The organism is Rhodococcus chondri, from assembly GCF_036327435.1.
Taxonomy (GTDB): Bacteria; Actinomycetota; Actinomycetes; order Mycobacteriales; family Mycobacteriaceae; genus Rhodococcus; species Rhodococcus chondri.
In genome coordinates this window covers 1-21126 of the sequence record NZ_JAUZMZ010000059.1, presented here as the reverse complement: position 1 = coordinate 21126, position 21126 = coordinate 1, and the positions used below count along the sequence as shown (strand labels likewise).

The following is a 21126-nucleotide window of genomic DNA, read 5'->3' as shown; positions in this document are numbered from 1 at the left end:
GCTCGGTGCCCGAACTCCCCAATGTCCCCGAGCTGCTGCAGACCGCGGTCCACGCACTGGGCGGCAAGGAGCGGCGCAATCAGCTGACCATGGCGTCCGCGGTGGCCCACAGCATCGACACCGGCGAGCACCTCGCGGTGCAGGCCGGCACCGGCACCGGCAAGTCTCTGGCGTATCTCGTGCCGCGCACCCGGTCCGCGGTGCAGACCGGCCGCACCGTGGTGGTGTCCACGGCGACGATCGCGCTGCAACGCCAGCTCGTCGACCGCGACCTTCCCCGGCTCGCCGAGGCGCTGTCCGATGCCCTCGGCCGCCGTCCACGTTTCGCGATCCTCAAGGGTCGCGGAAATTACTTGTGCCTGAACAAAATTCATACGGGACTCGCGGAAGAGCCGTCCGCCGAGACGCAGCTGTTCGACGCATTCACGCTCTCGCGCATCGGCCGCGAGGTGCGGCGCGTCACCGAATGGTCGTCGAGCACCGACACCGGCGATCGCGACGACCTCTCCCCCGGCGTATCCGACCAGGCGTGGCGGCAGCTCAGTGTCACCGCACGCGAATGTCTCGGCAAGGCGCGCTGCCCCGTGGGCGAGGACTGCTTCGCCGAGATCGCCCGGGCCGAGGCCTCCCAGGTCGACATCGTGGTCACCAACCACGCACTGCTCGCCATCGACGCCATCACCGGCATCTCGATCCTGCCCGAGCACGACGTCGTGATCATCGACGAAGCGCACGAACTCGTCGACCGCGTCACCGGTGTCGCCACCGCAGAATTGTCCGGCTCCACGATCTCCGCGGCCGCGCGCCGCTGCGTCAAACTGGCCGAGGACGAGGACGTCGACCGGCTCGAAGGGGCCGGGGAGAACTGGGATGCCCTGCTCGACGAGTTGCCGGCCGGCCGCTGGGACGCCCTGCCCGACGGCGCCGGTGCCGCACTCGCCGCGGTCCGCGACGCCGCGTGGGCCGTGCACACCGCGGTCGGACCCGCGAAGCCCGGTACAGATCCCGAGGCCGCGGCCGCGCGCAGCCAGGCGCTCGCCGAGATCGACGACGTGCACGACTGCGCGGTCCGGGTGCTGACCGCGTTCGAGGAACCGGATCCCGCCCAGCGCAAGGACGTGGTGTGGCTGGCCGTCGACGATTTCCGCGGCAATGTGCGGCGCACAGTGCGGATGGCGCCGCTGTCGGTCGGTGGTCTGCTCCGCACGCGCCTGTTCGGAGAGTCGACGGTCGTGCTCACCTCCGCGACCCTCACCGTCGGCGGATCGTTCGACGGTCTGGCGGTGAACTGGGGTCTTCCCCCGCAGGCTCCGTCACGCAGCGACACCACCTCGGCGTCCGGCGCCGAGCCACCCGCGGACACCGGCGACCTCAAATGGAACGCGGTCGATGTCGGATCGCCGTTCGATCACCCGAAGGCCGGCATCTTCTACATCGCGAAGCACCTGCCGCCACCCGGCCGCGACGGCATGCCGCCGTCGCATCTCGACGAGATCGCCGAGTTGGTGACGGCCGCGGGTGGCCGCACTCTCGGGTTGTTCTCGTCGATGCGTGCCGCGAAAGCGGCCGCGGAGACGCTCCGCGAGCGACTCGACACCCCGATCCTGTGTCAGGGCGACGACGCGACCGGCGCCCTGGTCGACAAGTTCGCGGCTGACGAGGCGACCTCGCTGTTCGGGACGCTGTCGCTGTGGCAGGGCGTGGACGTGCCGGGACCGTCCCTGTCGCTGGTGATCATCGACCGCATCCCGTTCCCGCGCCCGGACGATCCGCTGCTGGTCGCCCGCCAGCGGGCCGTCGAGTCCCGGGGCGGCAACGGCTTCCTCTCGGTCGCCGGTAATCACGCGGCGCTGCTGCTCGCGCAGGGCGTCGGCCGGTTGCTGCGCAGCACCGACGACCGGGGGGCGGTGGCCGTGCTCGATTCCCGGCTGGCCACCGCCCGGTACGGCGGATATCTGCGTGCCTCGCTCCCCCCGTTCTGGGAGACGAGCGATCCCGAGGTGGTGCGGAAGGCACTCACCCGTCTCTGCGGCTGACGAGCACCGTCCCGCAGCAGGTACTGCGGCTACGGCAACGCCACTATCCCGAACTCGGCGGGCGAGGCCATCAGGTCGTGCTGCGGCAGCACCCGCACGGTGTAGCCGACGGCGCCGGCGAGTGGCAACGCGATATCCCCGGTGAACACCTCGCCGAGTGCGTCGGCCCCGGTGTGTTGCATCGGTACCGCGACGGTGGCGGACAGGATCTCGTCCTGTCCGACGCGGCCGATGAGTGCCTGGACCTGCACGTCGGACGGCGCGAGGTCACCGAGGTGGACGTGCGCGGTCAATGTCAGCTGCGCGCCGATCTCGGGGAACTCCGGCAGTCCGTCGCTGTCGACCTGCGCGACCCGCACTGCGGGCCACGCCGCCTCGACGCGGTGGCGGTACTCGGCGAGGGCCTTTGCCCCGGCGTAATCGTCGTCCGCCACTGTCCGTGCCGCCTGTGCTGCGGGCGTGTAGTAGTCGACCGCGTAGTCGCGGACCATGCGGGAGGCGAGCACCTGCGGACCCAGCTTCTCGAGGGTGTGGCGCACCATCTCGATCCACCGGATGGGCACTCCCGCCGAATCACGGTCGTAGAAGCGCGGCAGCACCGATCGCTCGAGCAGTTCGTACAGCGCGGCAGCTTCGAGATCGTCGCGGCGGGTGTCGTCGACTCCGTCGGCGGTCGGGATGGCCCATCCGTTCTCGCCGTCGAACATCTCGTCCCACCAGCCGTCACGGATGGAGAGGTTGAGTCCACCGTTGAGCGCGGATTTCATGCCGGATGTGCCGCACGCTTCGAGCGGACGCAGCGGATTGTTCAGCCACACATCGCAACCCCAGTACAGGTACCGCGCCATGGACATGTCGTAGTCGGGCAGGAACACGATGCGGTGCCGCACGTCGTGTTCGTCCGCGAACCGCACCACCTGCTGGATCAGCGCCTTGCCGCCGTCGTCGGCGGGGTGACTCTTGCCCGCGACGACGAGCTGGACCGGCCGGTCGTGGTCGAGCAGCAGCCTGCGCAGGCGGTGGGGGTCGCGCAGCATCAGGGTGAGCCGCTTGTACGTGGGCACGCGGCGTGCGAATCCGACGGTGAGCACATCGGGGTCGAAGACGGTGTCCACCCAGCCGAGTTCCGCTTCGGTGGCGCCGCGTTCGAGCCACGACCTGCGCAGCCGTCGCCGCACCTCGGCCACCAGCTGAGCGCGGAGGGTATTGCGGGTGTCCCAGAGGTCGCTGCCGTCGACGGTCTGCAGCAGTTCCCAGCCGCGGGCCTCTTCGACACGGTCCGGGCCGGCGAGCCGGTTGGCGAACGCGATCCATTCCCGCGCCGCCCAGGTGGGGGCGTGGACACCGTTGGTCACCGAACCGATCGGCACCTCGGCGGTGTCGAATCCTGGCCACAATCCTTCGAACATGCCGCGGCTGACCTTGCCGTGCAGCTGGGACACACCGTTGCAGCGCTGTCCGAGACGCAGACCGAGGTGGGCCATGTTGAACACCGTCGGATCGGTTTCGCGGCCGAGCGCGAGGATGCGGTCGACGGTGAGACCGGGCAGCAGCGCAGAGTCGTTCTCTCCGTTCGGCCCGGAGAAGTAGTGGCGCACGAGTTCGATCGGAAACCGGTCGATTCCAGCGGGCACCGGGGTGTGGGTGGTGAACACGGTGCCCGCGCGGACGGCGGTGAGGGCCTCGTCGAAGTCGAGCCCGGTGGTGGTGACGAGTTCCCGGATGCGTTCGGCACCGAGGAACCCGGCGTGCCCCTCGTTCATGTGGAACACTTCCGGATCCGGAATGCCGTGGATGCGGGTGTAGGCGCGGACCGCGCGAACGCCCCCGATTCCGGCGAGGATCTCCTGTTTGATGCGGTGATCCTGGTCGCCGCCGTAGAGGCGGTCGGTGACGCCGCGGAGTTCCTCGTCGTTGCTGACGATGTCGGAGTCGAGCAGCAGAAGCGGAACGCGGCCGACCTGCGCGATCCAGACGCGTGCGTCGAGGGTGCGTCCGCCGGGCACCTCGACGCCGATGATCGCGGCGGTGCCGTCCGATTCGGTGAGCAACTTCAGCGGCAGGCCCTGCGGGTCGTAGGACGGGTAGTGCTCGGTTTGCCAGCCGTCGGCGCTCAGCGACTGCCGGAAGTATCCGGAGCGGTAGAGCAGGCCGACACCGATGAGGGGCAGACCGAGATCCGATGCCGCCTTGAGATGGTCGCCGGCGAGGATGCCGAGCCCACCCGAGTAGTTGGGAAGCACCTCGCTCACGCCGAACTCCATGGAGAAGTAGGCGATACCCGTGGGCAGGGCCGCGCCGCGTTCCTCCTGCTGCTGGTACCAGCGCGGCCGCGACAGGTAGTAGTCGAGATCGGCGGCAACGGCGTCGAGACGGGCCAGGAATTCACCGTCTTCGGCGAGCGCGTCGAGGCGGGCGGGCCGCACCTCGCCGAGTAGTCGCACGGGATCCTGACCGAAGCGCTCCCACAGTTCCGGGTCGACGGAGGCGAACAGGTCCTGCGTCGGCGGATCCCAGGACCAGCGCAGGTTGGCGATGAGCGGACCCAACGCCGCCAACCGCTCGGGAAGATGGGTTCGTACGGTGAACCGACGCAAGGCTTTCACTTCGCGAAGACTACCCATGTCCCGGGGTTTCCGGCAGTCGTGGTGGTGCATCCCACGAGAGCCGGGACCGCGTGTCGGGAGCGGAGCCCGGCAGCGCCACCCAATGAGACATTTCCCGCGGGTGGCCGCGCATCGGCAGCCACCGGGCGCCACCTCGATTACGGTTGGGTACGACCCCGGTCCAGTTCGAGTCGTTCGGGCTCTACCCCGGCCCCGCACAGAACGGAGCACGCGTGACAGGTCGTCTCGCAATCGACGATGTTCAACCCGCGATCGCGGGAGGGCGGTACCCGACCAAGGCAGTTGTGGGTGAAGTCGTACCGGTTTCGGCCGTCGTGTGGCGGGAAGGTCACGACGCGGTGGCTGCCACGTTGGCGGTGCGCGGCCCCGCAACCGACACGGAAACCGCCGGCAAGCTCGTCCGGATCCCCATGGTGCCCGGGACCGAACCCGACACCTTCCATGCCTCCTTCACTCCCACGAGCCCGGGCACGTGGACCTACCGGGTGGAAGCGTGGAGCGATCCGGTGACCACGTGGCGCCACGGCGTCAGCGCAAAACTCGATGCGGGGCAGGGCCCCGAGGATCTGGCCAACGACCTCGAGATCGGCGCGCGACTGTTCGAGCGGGCCGCCAAAGCAGTTCCGCGGGGAAACCGCCCGCCACTGCTTGCCGCCGCCGCGTCGCTGCGCGCAGAGCGACCGCTGAACGAACGCGTCGCACCCGCGTTCTCCGCCGACGTCACCGAGATCCTGCGGGCCGATCCGCTGCGCGAACTCGTCACGCGCGGGCGCGCTTCGACGACGCACGTGGATCGGCGTCGCGCCCTGTTCGGCGCATGGTACGAGTTCTTCCCCCGTTCGACGGGCGGCTGGCACGAGGACGGCACGCCGCGTCACGGCACCTTCGACACGGCGGCAGCGGATCTTCCGCGTATCGCGACGATGGGCTTCGACGTGGTGTACCTGCCGCCGATCCATCCGATCGGGAAGATCAATCGCAAGGGTCCGAACAACACTCTCGTCGCCGGTCCCGACGATGTGGGGTCGCCGTGGGCGATCGGCTCGGACGAGGGCGGCCACGACGCCATTCACCCGCAGCTCGGCGACGAAGCGGATTTCCGCCGGTTCGTCGACCGCGCCGAGGAACTCGGCATGGAGGTCGCTCTCGACCTCGCCTTGCAGTGCGCTCCCGACCACCCGTGGGCCCGCGCACATCCCGAATGGTTCACAGTGCTGCCGGACGGCACCATCGCCTACGCGGAAAATCCACCCAAGAAGTACCAGGACATCTACCCGGTCAACTTCGACAACGACCGCGACGGCATCTACGCCGAGGTGCTACGTGTCGTGAGACATTGGATTGCACTGGGCGTCAAGATCTTCCGGGTCGACAACCCCCACACGAAGCCACCGGACTTCTGGGAGTGGCTGATCGCGGAAGTCAAGCAAACCGATCCGGAGGTGCTGTTCCTCTCGGAAGCATTCACGCGACCTGCGCGCATGTACGGGCTTGCACGACGCGGATTCACGCAGTCCTACACGTATTTCACGTGGCGGGTGGCGAAATGGGAACTGACCGAATTCGGACTCGAGCTCGCGGCGAAGGCGGACGAGGCGCGTCCGAATCTGTTCGTGAACACGCCCGACATCCTGCACGAAACGCTGCAGCACGGCGGTCCGGGAATGTTCGCGTTGCGCGCCGCTCTCGCCGCGACTCTCGGGCCGAGCTGGGGAGTGTACTCCGGATACGAACTGTTCGAACATCTTCCGGTGCGTCCCGGCAGTGAAGAATACCTCGATTCCGAGAAGTACCAGTTGCGTCCGCGTAGGTTCGACGATGCGCGCAGGCGGGGCGAATCGCTCGAACCGTGGATCACCACCCTGAACCGGATCCGCCGGGCGCATCCGGCGCTGCAGCAACTGCGCAACATCACCTTCCACCACATCGACAACGACGCGCTGATCGCATACTCGAAATTCGACCCCACCACCGGCAACACGGTGCTGACCGTGGTCAACCTCAATCCGTACGGCGCCGAACAGGGCACGGTCTGGCTGGACATGCCCGCCGTCGGGCGCGACTGGCACGAACATTTCCCCGTTTACGACGAGGTCAGCGGGGAACAGTACAACTGGGGACAGGCCAATTACGTGCGGCTGGAACCGTGGCGTGCGGTCGCACACATCCTGGTCCTGCCTCCCATAGGGATCCCGGCCCGCACCACCCTCGCGTACAGGAGACAGCCTTGACCGTGCCCCCACCGTCGTCGCAGGGCCCTGCCGAACTGCCACTGCGGCGGCATTCTCCCCGCGCCGACGACCTGGTCCGGTTGGCCGCCGGTGAGCACCACGATCCGCATTCGCTGCTCGGCGCACATGCCCACCCGGAGGGCACCGTGATCCGCACCCTGCGGCCCGGGGCCGAGACGGTGGCCGCACGCATCGGCGGGACCGACTATCCGCTCGAACCGATCGGTCACGACGTGTTCAGCGCCCTCGTCCCGCAGCACGACCTGGCCGACTACCGGCTCGTGGTGACCTACCCGTTCGACCACACGATCGTCGTCGCGGACGGCTACCGATTCCTGCCCACCCTCGGCGAACTCGACCGTCACCTGCTCACCGAGGGCCGGCACGAACGGTTGTGGGAGGTGCTCGGAGCGCACCCCCGGTTCTACGACACTCCCGACGGTCCGGTGACGGGAACCTCGTTCGCGGTGTGGGCGCCGGGTGCCCGCGGTGTCACCGTCACCGGCGACTTCGACGGTTGGGGTGGCCGCACCGCGCCCATGCGGGTGCTGGGATCGAGCGGTGTGTGGGAGGTGTTCGTCCCCGGCGTCGAACCCGGGGCGCTGTACAAGTACCGGGTGCACGGGCGCGACGGTTCGGTACGCGACAAGGCCGATCCCGTGGCGTTCGCGACCGAGGTGCCGCCGGCGACCGCGTCGAAGGTCACCGACAGCAACCATGTCTGGCACGACGACGCCTGGCTCGCCGCACGCGAGAAATCGCAGCCGTGGCAGGAACCGATGAGCGTGTACGAGGTCCATCTCGGGTCGTGGCGACCCGGCCTGAACTACCTCGAACTGGCCGATCAGCTCACCGACTACATCCTCGAAACCGGGTTCACCCACGTCGAACTGTTGCCGGTCGCCGAGCATCCGTTCGGTGGCTCGTGGGGATATCAGGTGACTTCGTACTACGCACCCACCGCGCGGTTCGGCACACCCGACGAGTTCCGCGAGTTCGTCGACCGCCTCCACGCCGCCGGAATCGGTGTGATCGTCGACTGGGTGCCTGCTCACTTCCCCAAGGACGAGTGGGCGCTCGCACGGTTCGACGGCAGCCCCCAATACGAGCACGCCGACCCCAACCGTGGCGAACAGCTCGACTGGGGCACCCTGGTCTTCGACTTCGGCCGTGCGGAGGTTCGCAACTTCCTGGTGGCGAACGCGCTGTACTGGATCGAGGAGTTCCACATCGACGGCCTGCGGGTCGACGCGGTGGCCTCGATGCTGTACCTGGACTATTCCCGGCCCGAGGGTGGCTGGACCCCCAACGTGTACGGCGGTCGCGAGAACCTCGAGGCCGTGGCCTTCCTGCAGGAACTCAACGCGACCGTGCACAAGCACCATCCTGGTGTCGTGACGATCGCCGAAGAGTCCACGTCGTGGCCGGGTGTCACGCGACCGACGAACGTCGGCGGGCTCGGCTTCTCGATGAAATGGAACATGGGCTGGATGCACGACACCCTCGGCTACGTGTCGCGCGATCCCGTCCACCGCACGTTCCACCATCACGAGATCACGTTCTCGCTGGTGTATGCGTGGAGTGAGAATTTCGTGCTTCCCATCAGCCACGACGAAGTGGTGCACGGCAAGGGTACCCTGTGGACTCGGATGCCCGGCGACGACTACGCGAAGGCGGCCGGGCTGCGTGCGCTGCTGGCCTACATGTGGGCACACCCCGGCAAGCAACTGCTGTTCATGGGGCAGGAGTTCGGTCAGGTCGCCGAATGGTCCGAGGAACGCGGCCTGGACTGGTGGCAACTGGAGGAGGCGAACACCGGCGCGCTGCACGCCGGTGTCCGGACGCTGGTCACCGATCTCAACCGCACCTACCGCGCGCATCCCGCGCTGTACACGCTCGACACCACGCCCGGCGGATACTCGTGGATCGACGCGAACGACTCCGTCAACAACGTGCTGAGTTTCCTCCGCTACGGCAGCGACGGGTCGGTCATTGCATGCCTGCACAACTTTTCCGGCAGCACGCACGCCGACTATCGTGTCGGATTACCCGAACCGGGCAGATGGGAGGAAGTCCTCAACACGGACGCGACGGCGTATCACGGCAGCGGGATCGGCAATCTCGGCGCCGTGACGGCGACGGCGCACTCGTGGCACGGGCGTCCCGCGTCGGCTCGGGTGACGCTGCCTGCACACAGTGCTATCTGGCTGTCGCTGCGGCGGTGAGTGCCGCCCGACGACGACAGGAGCAGACAGCGTGATACGGATGAACCGGTACGTGCGACTCGCCGTACCGGCCCTGGCCGTGGCGCTGCTTGCCGGCTGTGCCTCCCGGATCGAGGGAAATGCCGTCTCGATCTACGACAATCCCTTCACCGTGGCCGGACTGCCTGTCACCTCGGGTCCGAGCGGACCACGCATCGGGGCGCTCGACGCCGATATCGTCGTCGAAAACACCGACGGGGGGGCCGTGGACGCGCTCGCCGGAAATGCGATCGCCGACATCGAGGCGTACTGGGGACGAGAGTTCGGTGTCATTGCGAAGGGCAGCTTCGATCCGGTCGACACCATCATGTCGTGGGATCCGTCGGAACGGCGCGGCCCGCGATTCTGCGGCGAGACGACGTTCGATTTCGTCAATGCCGCCTACTGCACCCGCGGCGACGTCATCGGCTGGGACCGCGCATTCCTGATGCCGCAGCTGATCGAGACCTTCGGGCCGATGGCCGCGGTCACCGTCCTCGCTCACGAATACGGGCACGCCATCCAGTACACGGCGGGTCTGGTCGCCGACGACGATCCGGGCATCGTGTTCGAACAGCAGGCGGACTGCTTCGCGGGGGCCTTCATGCGACACGTCGCCGAAGGCGATGCCCCGCATTTCGAGCTGAATACCTCGGACGGGCTCAACAACGTCCTGGCGTCGATGGTGCTCTTCCGCGACAGCGATCCCAACGATCCCGATTCCATTCACGGTTCGGCGTTCGAGCGTGTCACGGCTATGCAGATCGGCTTCACCGACGGTGCTGCGTCGTGCACTCGCATCGACGCCACCGAGATCGAATCGCGCCGCGCCGACCTGCCGCAGTATTTCGACAGCAGCGACGACGGGGAACTTCCGGTGACCGCCGAGGCCGTCGAGATGATCTTCGAATCGTTCCATCGGGTCTTCGAGCTTCCGTCACCACCGCAGCTCGACCTCTCCGGCGCCGAACTGAACTGTTCCGACGCGAACGCCACCGCTCCGGTGTCGTACTGTCCCGCCACCAACACCGTCGGTGTGGATGTCGAGGCGCTGGCCGAGCGCGGCACACCGGACCGTTCGCGTCCGGGAGAGTTCAGCGCCGATGTGCGCGGGGACTACAACGCGTATGTCCTCGTCGCGTCCCGGTATGCACTCGCCGTGCAGCAGGCTGCCGGCCAGTCCCTGACCGACGCCCAGACGGCCCTGCGTGCGGCGTGCCTGTCCGGGGTGGTCAGTGCCGCGCTGAGCCCGGCCGGTCCCTTGTCGTCGGGCCTCGAGCCGGACGCCGAAATGGTGTGGCTGTCGCCGGGAGACCTCGATGAAGCGGTATCGGGACTGCTCAGCGACGGCCTGGCGGCAAGCGATGTCAACGGCAACACGGTGCCGAGCGGTTTCGCGCGCGTCGACGCCTTCCGCACCGGTGTACTGGGCGGCGAGGCCGCCTGCACCGGCCGCTACCGCTAGGCAGCGGCCCGGTACAGGTTCCGACGTCGAACTCGGGCTCTCAGTACAGTGCGAGCGCCAGCTTGCGGCGGGCGGTGACCACAATCGGTTCGGCCGGATCGAACAACTCGAACAGTTCGAGCAGTCGGGTCCGCGCCGCGGTGCGTTCGTCGCCGGCGCTGCGCGCAACGAACGCGATGAGCCGTGCGAACGCGGCTTCGGGATCCTGCCGGAACAGTTCGGCGTCGGCTGCCACGAGCTGCGCCTCGAGATCCGCCGGTGTGGCGTCCGCGCGGACGACGGCGTCGTCCGGGATGTTCTGCGCGCGGGCGAGAAACCTGACCTGCCGCAGTGCGCTCAGGGCGTCGGCGTTCGCGGGCTCGGAGTCGAGCACCTGCTGATATGCGGCCTCCGCCGCGGCGAAGTCGCCTTCGTCCAGCGCCTGCTCGGCGGCCGCGAAGCGCGGATCGACGGCCGGCTCCTGCTGTTGCGTCTCGCCGGTGGGCGGGCCGGACAGCTTGCCTTCGACGGCCTGCTGGATCGCATCGAGCCACTGCCGCAGCGCCGGCTCGGGCTGGACGCCCTGGAAGTCGGCGAGTGGTTGTCCTGCGGCGACCGCGACGACGGTGGGCACGGACTGCACACCGAAAGCCTGCGCGATGCGCGGATTGGCGTCGACGTCGACCTTGGCGAGCACCCATCTGCCCGCGGCTTCGACGGCGAGCTTCTCGAGCAGCGGGGAGAGCTGCTTGCAGGGCTCGCACCAGGTGGCCCACAGATCGACGATCACGGGTACCTGGGTGGAGCGCTGCAGCACCTCGGTTTCGAAGGTTGTCTCGGTGACATCCACGACGGGTGCGAGCGCGCCGGGCGCCGCGTCACCGGCCGGTGGGGGCGGTGGCGCGGAGGCACGCTGCTTGAGCGGTGCGAGATCCACCGCGCCGGACATTGCCGCAGCGACAGCGGCAGGAGGTGCTGGACGGGAACCGGGTCGAGTCACGTTCTCCAGTTTGTCATGCCCGGCTGGTGGGCCGCCGGGTGGTCAGGCGGTGGCTGCGACTTTTTCGGTGCTGTCCGGAGCGGAAAGCTCACCGAGACGCCCGGTGCGGGCGGCCCAGCGCTCGAAGACGATGGTGCCGAACGGCGGGACGCTGGATACGAGAGCCAGGAAGAGGGTCTTGAAGTCCCACTTCAGGGACCAGGCAGTGATGAAACACATGGCGACGAACACAAGGAATCCGGCGACACCGTGCACCATGCCGGGGATCGCGATCGCTTCCTCGTAGCCGAGGACCCATTTGAAGAACATGGCGATCAACAGGGCGAGCCAGGTCACGGCCTCCCAGATCGCGACGAGGCGGAACCTCTTCGCGGGGGTGGACAGGTCGAAGATGTTCGTCATAGGGCCATTGTGCCCAAGTACTACGACGACCCGTAGTGCGGGTGAGCGACATCACGGCCCCGGCGCAGAGCGCCGAGGCCGTGATTGTGGTCTGTGCGTGCCCGTCCGGGCGCGGCGTCAGCTCTTCGGAACGCGCACGATCAGCGCGTCGCCCTGGCCGCCGCCGCCGCACAGTGCCGCCGCACCGACACCGCCACCGCGGCGCTTCAGCTCGAGCGCGAGGTGCAGCGCGATGCGGGCACCGGACATGCCCAGCGGATGGCCGAGCGCGATGGCGCCACCGTTGACATTGACCTTCGCCGGATCGATACCCAGTTCCCGCGTCGAGGCGATGCCGACCGCCGCGAACGCCTCGTTGATCTCGATCAGATCCAGTTCCTTCGGGTCGATCCCTTCGCGCGCGCAGGCCTTGGCGATGGCCCGCGCCGGCTGCGACTGCAGGGTCGAGTCCGGTCCGGCGACCACACCGTGCGCGCCGATCTCGGCGATCCAGTTCAGCCCCAGCTCTTCGGCCTTGGCCTTGCTCATCACGACGACCGCGGCGGCACCATCGGAGATCTGCGACGCCGACCCCGCGGTGACGGTGCCGTCCTTCGAGAACGCCGGGCGCAGCGCGCCGAGGGACTCGGCCGTGGTCTCGGGACGGATTCCCTCGTCGTTCGCGAACACGATCGGATCACCCTTGCGCTGCGGGATGGAGACCGGCACGACCTCGTCTTCGAACACCCCGTCCTTCCAGGCACGCGCGGCGTTCTGGTGCGAGGCCGCAGCGAACGCGTCCTGCTCCTCGCGCGAGACGAACCGGTCGTCGGCGTTCGCCGATTCGGTCAGGTTGCCCATCGCCTGGTCGGTGAAGATGTCGTGCAACCCGTCGAAGGCCATGTGGTCGCGCAGCGTCACATCGCCGTACTTGAAACCGGCGCGGCTCTTCTCGAGCAGGTGCGGCGCCTGGCTCATCGATTCCTGGCCACCGGCGACGACGACGTCGAACTCTCCGGCACGGATCAGCTGGTCGGCCATGGCAATCGCGTTGATGCCGGACAGACACACCTTGTTGACGGTCAGGGCCGGCACGTCCATGGGGAGGCCCGCCGCGGCGGCGGCCTGCCGGGCCGGGATCTGACCGGCACCGGCGGTGAGCACCTGGCCCATGATGACGTATTCGACCTGCTCGGGTGCGACACCGGACTTGTCGAGGGCCCCCTTGATGGCGATGCCGCCCAGATCGGACCCGGAGAGGTCCTTGAGCGAGCCCTGCAGACGCCCCATCGGGGTACGGGCTCCGGCGATGATGACAGAACTGCTCACGGGGATTCCTCCGAATATCGACAACTGCTGACGCTCTTATCGGATAAAACCCTGGATCCCGATATGAGCTTGTTCAACGTTAACGCTACCGTCTTACATATGACTGAGACGTCCCCCACTAGTTCCCCGGCTGCGGCCGCCCTGTCATCCGGCCTCGTCACCGCGATCGATCACGTCGGCATTGCGGTGCCCGACCTCGACGTTGCTCTGCGCTGGTACGCCGACAATCTCGGCCTGGTTGCCACCCACGAAGAGGTCAACGAGGAGCAGGGTGTCCGCGAGGCCATGCTTTCGGTCCCCGGCAGTCCCGACGGCGCGACCCAGATTCAGTTGCTCGCCCCGCTGAACGAGAGCTCGACGATCGCGAAGTTCCTCGACCGCAGCGGTCCGGGACTGCAGCAGCTCGCGTACCGGGTCAGCGACCTCGACGCGATCTCGGCCGAATTGCGGCAGCGCGGTGTGCGATTGCTCTACGACGCGCCCCGTCGCGGTACCGCCGACTCGCGGATCAATTTCCTGCATCCGAAGGACGCGGGCGGCGTGCTCGTCGAACTCGTCGAACCCGCTGCTCACGGCGAGCACTGACCCCACGCGCCGGTTATCACACCGGAGGGCAGGCGCGCAGCTCGGCCGAATATCAACGGGTAGATTGTCTCCATGGTCTTCGATCGTGATCGCGCCCCCAGTCACCTGCCGTTCTCCATCGTGCGGAAGGGCTTCGACCGCGACGAGGTGACCAACTACTTCGCCCGGTTCGAAGCCGAGCTGCGCGTGACCGCCACCGACCGGGACGCGGCAGCAGCCCAGGCCCGCGACCTCGCGCGCCAACTCGAGAACGCCCGCAACGAAATCGACGAGCTCCGCAAGGACGTCGACCGGCTTTCGGTGCCGCCGACGACCGCCGAAGGCATGAGCGACCGGATCTCCCGGATGCTGCGGCTCGCATCCGACGAGGCGTCGGAGCTTCGTGCCCGCGCCGAGGCCGATGCGGCCGAGATGATTTCGCTGGCCGAGCAGGAGGGCATCCGCCTGCGGGGCGATTACGAGCAGAAGACCGCCGAACTCGAGGCTCGACGGATCGCGTTCGAAGAACAGCACGCGCGGACGATGACCGCGGCACGCGCCGAGGCCGACCGGATCGTGGCGGCTGCACGCGCCGAGGCCGAGCGTTTCGCCGCGCAGGCCGAAGCCAAGCGCGAGCAGGTCCAGCAGGATTTCGAAATCACCATGTCCGAGCGTCGCTCGAAACTGCTCGGCTCACTCGACGAGCTCGAACGCGCAAGCAAGACCGAGGCGGATCGACGGCTCGAACGCGCGACCCAGGAAGCCGAGCGGCGGCTGTCGACCGCCACCGAACAGTCCGAACGCAAGGTGACGGACGCGCGCGAACTCACCGACGAACTGCGCGTGCTCCGCGGACGCATCCTCGGTCAGCTCGACGCGGTGCGCGAGCAACTCGACGACGTGCCCACCCTGCTCGCGGAGTTCGATCAGGAAGATGAGCTTTTCGAGCGCGACCTCTCGGCAACCGACCAGCGGACCGATGCGAAGCCCGCGGCCGGCAGCGACGAGACCACCGAAATCTCCGGGACTCCGAGGAATCCGGCAACTGCCGCCGAGAAGTCCGATCCGCGCCGGGAGTCCCCTGCCACCGACCCGAAGTCCGGCCGGGGCCCATCGGACTCGTCCATGCCGCCGCGCGGCACCGCGCCGTCCGCGGGCAGTCGGGGTCGCTCCCCCGCCGTCACCAGCAAGATCCGCAACTGACGCGGACTCTCCGACCACGTAGTCCCGTCACGACCAGCGACGGGTGGGCGCGCGGGTTCCGCGTGCCTTCCAGCATCCGTTGTGCCAATGCCGCCGGTCCTCGGCACCGCCGATCGCATCCGTCGGCCACGCGACGACGTGCGAAGTCCCCGGGGCGATCTCGTGATCGCAGCCCGGACACCGGTACGGCTTGGTTGCCCGGGATCCGGGCACTGTCCGCACCGTGAAACGCTCGTCGCCGAAACCGGCCGGACCGGACTCGGTGCGTGTTGTCGCAGGCACGAACGGCACCCGATCGGGATCGGCGCGGCCACGGCGGCGCGGCGGCTGTGATCGATTGCGGCGCGGCACGGATCAGAACAACCGGAACTCGGTACTTTCGGTGCCGCGCAGCGCCTCGTAGTCGAGCACGAGGCAGCGGATACCGCGATCGGTCGCGAGCGTCCTTGCCTGCGGTTTGATCTGCTGGGCCGCGAACACACCGGCGACCGGAGCAAGCAGCGGATCGCGGTTGAGCAACTCCAGGTACCGGGTGAGCTGCTCGACGCCGTCGATCTCGCCCCGCCGTTTGATCTCCACCGCCACGGTCGCGCCGTCGGCGTCCCGGCACAGCAGGTCGACCGGGCCGATCGCCGTCGGGTACTCGCGGCGGACGAGTGTGTACCCGGAGCCCAGGGTTTCGACGTGTTCGGCGAGCAACTCCTGCAGATGGGCTTCGACACCGTCCTTGATGAGGCCGGGGTCGACACCGAGCTCGTGATTCGAGTCGTGCTCGATGTCTTCGATCGTGATGCGCAGCTGCTCGCCCGCCTTGTTGGTGACCACCCACAGCGACGCCGCGTCCTCGGCCTCTTCTTCGGCCAGCCAACACGGCGGACTCATCCAGTTGAGCGGTTTGTAGGCGCGATCGTCGGCGTGCACACTCACCGAGCCGTCCGCTTTGACGAGTAGTAACCGGCGGGCCGTCGGCAGATGCGCCGTCAGGCGTCCGATGTAGTCGACTCTGCAGCGGGCAATCACAAGACGCACAGTGCCACCCTAGAGGATCGGCTCGTCTAGTCTCGAACGACCATGCCACCACCCCGCCGCGCCGCACCGCTCGGCTCCGCACTCCTGGGAGGACCCGCGGAGCCGATACGTCGTCTGCGGGTTCGCATCCAGGTTCTCCTCACCCTGTCGCTGGTCGGTACTCATCTGGTGGGCGCACTCATCGCCGCGGTACTCATCAACGTCGTCATTCCCGGGCCTTCGGTCCTGTCGGCCGACTACCTCATCGTCACGGCGGTCATCGCACCGGTCTATGTGTTGTCGGCTGTCGTCTTCGGGGCGGTCGTCGGCACCAGGCACGGACTGAAGCGCCTGCGATGGGCGCTCGAGGACCGCACTCCGACGGCGGCCGAGCAACGTGTCGCGCTGCGCATGCCCCTGCGTACAACGTTGCAGCAGGGCGCTCTCTGGCTCGGAGCCCTCGTCCTGTTCACGACGTGCTTCGGGCTGATCGAGCCTGAGACCATCCCGAAGGTGTCGCTCACGATCGCCCTTGCCGGCGTGACCGTGTGCGGGTTCGTGTACCAGTTCAGCGAATTCGCACTGCGTCCTGTTGCCGCCCGAGCGCTCGAGGCCGGCGCTCCGAAGCGGCACCGACTCGCCGGCACCGCGGGCCGGGTCATGCTGGCATGGTCGCTGGGCAGTGCCGTTCCGGTGGTGGGGCTGCTGCTGGTGGCCGTGTTCAGCTTCATTCGGCCGGTCACCCCGACCCGGCTCGCCGTGACGATCCTCGTGCTCGGCGGTATCGCGCTCGCAAGCGGTGCGTTGCTGATGTTCATCGCGGTGCGCTCGTCCATCGCGCCCATCGAATCGGTGCGCTTCGGGATGATGCGCATCGAGGAGGGCAAGCTCGATACCGCGGTAGTCGTGTACGACGGCACCGAACTCGGCGAACTACAGGCCGGATTCAACCGCATGGCCGAAGGACTTCGGGAGCGAGAGCGGATGCGCGACGTATTCGGCCGTCACGTCGGGCGAGAAGTCGCCGCCGCTGCACTCGCGAACACCGAGGAACTCGGCGGCGAAGAACGCGACGTCGCGGTGCTCTTCATCGACATCATCGGCTCGACGGGGATCGCCGAGAGCCGCCCACCGGCGGAGGTGGTAAACCTGCTCAATCGCTTCTTCGCTGTGGTCGTCGCCGAAGTCCATGCAGCCGGCGGTTTCGTCAACAAGTTCGAAGGCGATGCGGCGCTCGCAATCTTCGGTGCCCCACTGGCCGTCGACGACGCGCCGGGAAGCGCCCTGTGCGCTGCCCGCACGATGGCCCACAGACTGCGCACCGAAGTTCCGGACTGCCGCGCCGGGATCGGCGTCACCGCCGGGCGCGCGGTGGCCGGCAACATCGGCGCCGAAGAACGCTTCGAATACACCGTGATCGGGGATCCGGTCAACGAAGCCGCGAGACTGTCGGAACTCGCGAAGACAATGCCCGGGCACGTCGTCGCGTCGTCCTGCGCCGTGCAGGCCGCATCACCGGACGAACGCGCCCGCTGGTCGGACGACGACGAAGTGGTGCTGCGCGGGCGCACGGAAGCTACCCGTCTCGCGGTACCCCGCGCCGGATAAGCCTCCCCCACTTCATTCCCCGGCGATGACGGCGTCGAGGAACTTCCGAGTCCGCTCTTCCTTCGGGTCCGTGAAGATCTGCTGCGGAGTTCCCTCTTCGACGATTCTGCCCCTGTCGAACATGAGCACACGGTTGGACACGTCCCGGGCGAAGTTCATCTCGTGCGTGACGATCAGCATCGGGATGTCGGTCGTGTCCGCGATCCGACGCAGCACGTCGAGAACGTCGGCGACTAGTTCGGGATCGAGTGCCGAGGTCACCTCGTCGAGCAGCAGGATGTCCGGGTCCATCGCAAGCGCCCGGGCGATCGCCACCCGCTGCTGCTGACCTCCCGAAAGCTGGGTCGGGTGCGCCGTCTCCTTGTCGGACAGACCGACCATCGCGAGCAACTCCCGCGCGCGTTCCTGCGCGGCGGTCTTCGAGCGCCCGAGCACGTGGACCGGGGCTTCGGTCAAGTTCTCCATCACGTTCATGTTCGGGAACAGGTTGAAGTGCTGGAACACCATTCCGATACTGCGGCGTACCTTCCGCAGATGCTTTTCCGACGCGGGAACCAGTCGCTCCCCCTTGCGTTCGTGACTCAGAGGTGAGCCCTTGACCCAGATGACTCCCTCGTTCACCCGCTCCAATGTCATGAGCAGACGCAGGATCGTGGTCTTGCCCGACCCGCTGGGACCGATCAGGGTGACGCGGTCGCCCGCCGCCATCTCGAAGTCGAGATGGTCGAGTACGACGTTGTCACCGAATTGCTTGACCACGGACTCGAATCGGATCATCGGAACATCCGGGGAGGAACCGCGCCCGTCGTCGTTTTCCTTCGTTGTGTCAATAGGCAAGGCGACGCTCCAATCGGCGGACGAGCAGCGAGGTCGGGTAACTCGCAACCAGGAAGATCAGGCCGGCGAGCGTGAGAGGCTCGAGGTACTGAAAATTCCTCGCTCCGAACTGCTGTGCGGCAGTAACCATCTCGACCACGGTGATGGTAAAGAGGAAGGGTGTGTCCTTGAACATGGATACCGCGTAGTTGCCCAGGGCGGGCACTACACGGCGAACGGCCTGCGGCAGGATCACCGCTCGCCACGTGCGGGCAGGCGACAAGGACAACGCCGTCGCGGCCTCCCACTGCCCGACGGGGACCGCGTCGATACCCGCTCTGTACACCTCCGCCATATAGGTCGAATAATGAACGCCCAGAACAGCGATGCCGATCTGCAGTGCCGTGAACTGCGGAAGCAGGTAGTACACGAACAGTAGCTGCACCACGAGCGGCGTCAGGCGGATGAATTCGACGACCGCCCCGAGCAGCTTCGCCAGCAGGCTCGGCAACGATCGCCGAACAATGGCGATCACCAACCCCAGCACCGCCGCAAGCAGGAAGCCGAGCACGGTAGCGAGAAGCGTGATCTTGAACCCGTCGAGCAGTACCGGAAGAGCTTCCCCGGCACGTTGCCAACTCCACTCGACCGTCACTGTTTCACCCCCGACGGCGTATCGATCACCGGCGCGAGACCGAAGATCTCACGCAGGCTCGGGCCGGTGCCCAGTCTGCTCTTCGCCCGCACCTCGAGCGCATTCATCAACAACGTCAGCAGATACCCGATGACGAAGTACATGACGAGTCCGACACCGAACGCGAACAGCGTGTCGCCGGTGGTGCGTCGCAGCTGATCGATCTCGAATGTCAGATCCTGCAAGAGGATATAACTGGCGAGCGCCGTTCCCTTCAACAACTGGATGAGGAGGTTTGTCAGCGGAGGGATCATCTCCGCCCACGCCTGCGGGAAGATGACGCGGCGCAGGCGCTGCCAGTATCCGAAGTTCAGGGCAGTCGCCGCCTCCCACTGTGGTCGCGGTACCGACGCGATCGCGCCGCGCACCACTTCCGCGCCGTACGCGCCGTAGTTCAACGACAATGCCAGGATGCCGCACACGATCGGCTCCAAACGGTAACCGAACAACGGCATCACATAGAAGAACCAGAAAAGCTGAACCAGAAGCGAAGTACCCCGGAAGAACTCGATGAACACTCTGGCACTGCCCCGCAGGATGAGGTTCTTCGCGCCCGCTGCCAAACCCAGTGCGACAGCCAGAAGGAATGCAAAAATCGCACTGGCGATGGTGAGTTCGAGAGTTATCGTGATGCCGGCGAGAATTCGAGGCAGCCCTTCGACGACTGCCTCGATCTTCTCTCCGAAATCCATTGTCCGAACCCCGCTCTCAGCCCACGCCCTCACAGAGCATCTGCGTTGTCAGCTCCGGATCGGGCAGTTCTGCCTCGGTGAAGCCGAAATCGCCGACGATCGAGAGGTACTTGTCCACGTCGGAGGTGATCTTCGCCAGCTCTTCGTTGTAGGCATCACGAAGCGCGGTGTCCTCCTTCCGGAAGACCGTACCGCCGGCACCGACCTGAGGAACCCCGTTGATTTCTGCGACGAACGACTCGGTGACCTCGACGGGCGCACCCTCGTTGTTCCGCTTCATCCAGTTCAGCGAGATGCCGGTCAGAGCGAACACGTCGGCGCGGCCGTTGACGACGGCATCCATGCCGTCCTGGGGTGAGGCGACCTGGGTCGCGTCGATGCCGAGGTCGGCGGCGTAGTCCGCCTCGATGGCACCGGTCATGACCGTCATGCGCACACCGCTTTCGGCGACCGACTGCATGTCGGTCAGTCCCCGCGGGTTTCCTTGGGGCACCATCAGCGCTGTCGTGTAGTTGAACTCGGGCTCACTGAACAATGCCTGTTCGCAGCGCTGCGGCAGGATCGACATGCCGGCGCTGACAACATCGAAACGCCCGGCCTGAAGGCCGGGGATCAGCGCGCCGAAATCGGTGGCGACACCCTGGACCTCGTCGATGCCGAGATTCTTGAAGATCTCGCGATGCAGCGCAACCGTGGCGCCGGTGAGCTCACCGTCTTTCATGAAGCTGTACGGCGCCTCGCCGGCAAAGCCGACGGTAACGCTGCCACGCTCTCTGAGCTGTTCGAGCGTGGAGCCGGAACCGCCTTCGGTATCGACACTGGTACAGCCGGCAAGAGAGGCCCCCACCAGACCGATTCCCGCAATGCCGGCCGCCACTTTGCCGGCGGTACTCCTGAATAGACCAGCCCTCATCGTCCATGCCTCTCGTCGTCCGAAGAACGACCCGGGAGGATGCGCACCGCGCTGCAGCACGACCCAAACGGATCCGCACAAGCGGACGTTACCCACGGAAAGGGTCAAAACGGGAGGGAGAATCGCCTTGTTACCATCTCGTGACCCGATGGAGCGAGCGACGAATAGTCCTGGAAATGCCGAAGACCCCCCGACGGAGTCGGGGGGTCTTCGGTAACGGGTGTTCGGCGGTGTCCTACTCTCCCACACCCTGTCGAGTGCAGTACCATCGGCGCAGACAGGCTTAGCTTCCGGGTTCGGAATGGGACCGGGCGTTTCCCTGTCGCTGTGACCGCCG

Annotated in this window: 17 protein-coding genes and 1 rRNA gene; 7 read left to right on the top strand and 11 right to left on the bottom strand. The window is 67.1% G+C overall.

The window, feature by feature from the left end; all coding sequences use genetic code 11:
• Window positions 1-5 precede the first annotated feature (5 nt).
• The gene (locus Q8814_RS12280) at window positions 6-2036 is read left to right on the top strand and encodes an ATP-dependent DNA helicase (RefSeq protein WP_330152301.1); all 2031 of its coding nucleotides are present in this window, start codon (window positions 6-8) and stop codon (window positions 2034-2036) included.
• 29 nt (window positions 2037-2065) lie between these two features.
• On the opposite strand, the gene glgP is transcribed toward Q8814_RS12280, so the two are convergent.
• Entirely contained in the window at window positions 2066-4642 is a 2577-nt protein-coding gene (gene glgP / locus Q8814_RS12275) for an alpha-glucan family phosphorylase (RefSeq protein WP_330152300.1), read from the bottom strand.
• A gap of 233 nt (window positions 4643-4875) precedes the next feature.
• Here glgP and Q8814_RS12270 point away from each other — a divergent pair, with 233 nt between their 5' ends.
• The 3 genes from Q8814_RS12270 to Q8814_RS12260 are packed head-to-tail and all read left to right on the top strand — an operon-like array spanning window position 4876 to window position 10602.
• Entirely contained in the window at window positions 4876-6894 is a 2019-nt protein-coding gene (locus tag Q8814_RS12270) for an alpha-1,4-glucan--maltose-1-phosphate maltosyltransferase (protein WP_330152299.1), read from the top strand.
• Window positions 6891-9119 (top strand): 1,4-alpha-glucan branching protein GlgB, encoded by a 2229-nt coding sequence (glgB, locus tag Q8814_RS12265; RefSeq protein WP_408015893.1) that lies wholly within the window; start codon window positions 6891-6893, stop codon window positions 9117-9119. Before Q8814_RS12270 ends, glgB begins: the two co-directional genes overlap by 4 nt.
• Window positions 9120-9159: 40 nt before the next feature.
• Window positions 9160-10602, top strand: coding sequence for a neutral zinc metallopeptidase (locus Q8814_RS12260; protein ID WP_330152298.1), 1443 nt, complete (start codon window positions 9160-9162; stop codon window positions 10600-10602).
• A 40-nt stretch (window positions 10603-10642) separates the two neighbouring features.
• Here the strand turns inward: Q8814_RS12260 and Q8814_RS12255 are convergent, their stop codons facing one another.
• The 3 genes from Q8814_RS12255 to Q8814_RS12245 all read right to left on the bottom strand — a co-directional run bounded on the left by Q8814_RS12255 (window position 10643) and on the right by Q8814_RS12245 (window position 13291).
• Entirely contained in the window at window positions 10643-11530 is an 888-nt protein-coding gene (locus tag Q8814_RS12255; RefSeq protein WP_330152297.1) for a tetratricopeptide repeat protein, read from the bottom strand.
• A gap of 93 nt (window positions 11531-11623) precedes the next feature.
• Window positions 11624-11983, bottom strand: coding sequence for a DUF3817 domain-containing protein (locus Q8814_RS12250; RefSeq protein ID WP_330152296.1), 360 nt, complete (start codon window positions 11981-11983; stop codon window positions 11624-11626).
• Window positions 11984-12100: 117 nt separating this feature from the next.
• Window positions 12101-13291 (bottom strand): acetyl-CoA C-acetyltransferase, encoded by a 1191-nt coding sequence (locus tag Q8814_RS12245; RefSeq protein WP_330152295.1) that lies wholly within the window; start codon window positions 13289-13291, stop codon window positions 12101-12103.
• A 99-nt stretch (window positions 13292-13390) separates the two neighbouring features.
• On the opposite strand from Q8814_RS12245, the gene mce reads away from it, so the two are divergent.
• Entirely contained in the window at window positions 13391-13876 is a 486-nt protein-coding gene (gene mce, locus Q8814_RS12240) for a methylmalonyl-CoA epimerase (RefSeq protein ID WP_330152294.1), read from the top strand.
• 72 nt (window positions 13877-13948) lie between these two features.
• Window positions 13949-15058, top strand: a complete 1110-nt coding sequence (locus tag Q8814_RS12235) for a coiled-coil domain-containing protein (protein WP_330152293.1) — start codon at window positions 13949-13951, stop codon at window positions 15056-15058.
• Between the two features lie 27 nt (window positions 15059-15085).
• Here the strand turns inward: Q8814_RS12235 and Q8814_RS12230 are convergent, their stop codons facing one another.
• Window positions 15086-15409 (bottom strand): ATP/GTP-binding protein, encoded by a 324-nt coding sequence (locus Q8814_RS12230; RefSeq protein WP_408015892.1) that lies wholly within the window; start codon window positions 15407-15409, stop codon window positions 15086-15088.
• A gap of 3 nt (window positions 15410-15412) precedes the next feature.
• A complete protein-coding gene (gene nucS, locus Q8814_RS12225; protein ID WP_330152291.1) occupies window positions 15413-16087 on the bottom strand; it encodes an endonuclease NucS in 675 nt (224 codons plus the stop codon).
• 42 nt (window positions 16088-16129) lie between these two features.
• Here nucS and Q8814_RS12220 point away from each other — a divergent pair, with 42 nt between their 5' ends.
• The gene (locus tag Q8814_RS12220) at window positions 16130-17674 is read left to right on the top strand and encodes an adenylate/guanylate cyclase domain-containing protein (RefSeq protein WP_330152290.1); all 1545 of its coding nucleotides are present in this window, start codon (window positions 16130-16132) and stop codon (window positions 17672-17674) included.
• A gap of 12 nt (window positions 17675-17686) precedes the next feature.
• Here Q8814_RS12220 and ehuA read toward each other — a convergent pair whose 3' ends face one another.
• From ehuA to rrf, 5 genes are all read right to left on the bottom strand, one after another.
• A complete protein-coding gene (gene ehuA, locus Q8814_RS12215) occupies window positions 17687-18451 on the bottom strand; it encodes an ectoine/hydroxyectoine ABC transporter ATP-binding protein EhuA (protein ID WP_330152289.1) in 765 nt (254 codons plus the stop codon).
• 49 nt (window positions 18452-18500) lie between these two features.
• Window positions 18501-19145 carry an ectoine/hydroxyectoine ABC transporter permease subunit EhuD gene (gene ehuD / locus Q8814_RS12210; protein ID WP_330152288.1) on the bottom strand — a complete coding sequence of 215 codons (645 nt, stop codon included), beginning with the start codon at window positions 19143-19145 and terminating at the stop codon, window positions 18501-18503.
• Window positions 19142-19876, bottom strand: coding sequence for an ectoine/hydroxyectoine ABC transporter permease subunit EhuC (gene ehuC / locus Q8814_RS12205; protein ID WP_330152287.1), 735 nt, complete (start codon window positions 19874-19876; stop codon window positions 19142-19144). Before ehuC ends, ehuD begins: the two co-directional genes overlap by 4 nt.
• Window positions 19877-19892: 16 nt before the next feature.
• Window positions 19893-20789: an ectoine/hydroxyectoine ABC transporter substrate-binding protein EhuB gene (gene ehuB / locus Q8814_RS12200; protein ID WP_330152286.1), complete on the bottom strand. Its 897-nt coding sequence runs from the start codon at window positions 20787-20789 to the stop codon at window positions 19893-19895.
• A gap of 222 nt (window positions 20790-21011) precedes the next feature.
• A 5S ribosomal RNA gene (gene rrf, locus Q8814_RS12195) occupies window positions 21012-21126 on the bottom strand; the annotation flags it as partial.

Coding starts and splice junctions, on each gene's coding strand:
- mce (WP_330152294.1), top strand. CDS start 13,391: ATGACTGAGACGTCCCCCACTAGTTCCCCGGCTGCGGCCGCCCTGTCA.
- Q8814_RS12260 (WP_330152298.1), top strand. CDS start 9,160: ATGAACCGGTACGTGCGACTCGCCGTACCGGCCCTGGCCGTGGCGCTG.
- Q8814_RS12235 (WP_330152293.1), top strand. CDS start 13,949: ATGGTCTTCGATCGTGATCGCGCCCCCAGTCACCTGCCGTTCTCCATC.
- Q8814_RS12255 (WP_330152297.1), bottom strand. CDS start 11,530: ATGTCCGGCGCGGTGGATCTCGCACCGCTCAAGCAGCGTGCCTCCGCG.
- ehuA (WP_330152289.1), bottom strand. CDS start 18,451: ATGATCCGATTCGAGTCCGTGGTCAAGCAATTCGGTGACAACGTCGTA.
- Q8814_RS12250 (WP_330152296.1), bottom strand. CDS start 11,983: ATGACGAACATCTTCGACCTGTCCACCCCCGCGAAGAGGTTCCGCCTC.
- ehuB (WP_330152286.1), bottom strand. CDS start 20,789: ATGAGGGCTGGTCTATTCAGGAGTACCGCCGGCAAAGTGGCGGCCGGC.
- ehuC (WP_330152287.1), bottom strand. CDS start 19,876: ATGGATTTCGGAGAGAAGATCGAGGCAGTCGTCGAAGGGCTGCCTCGA.
- Q8814_RS12220 (WP_330152290.1), top strand. CDS start 16,130: ATGCCACCACCCCGCCGCGCCGCACCGCTCGGCTCCGCACTCCTGGGA.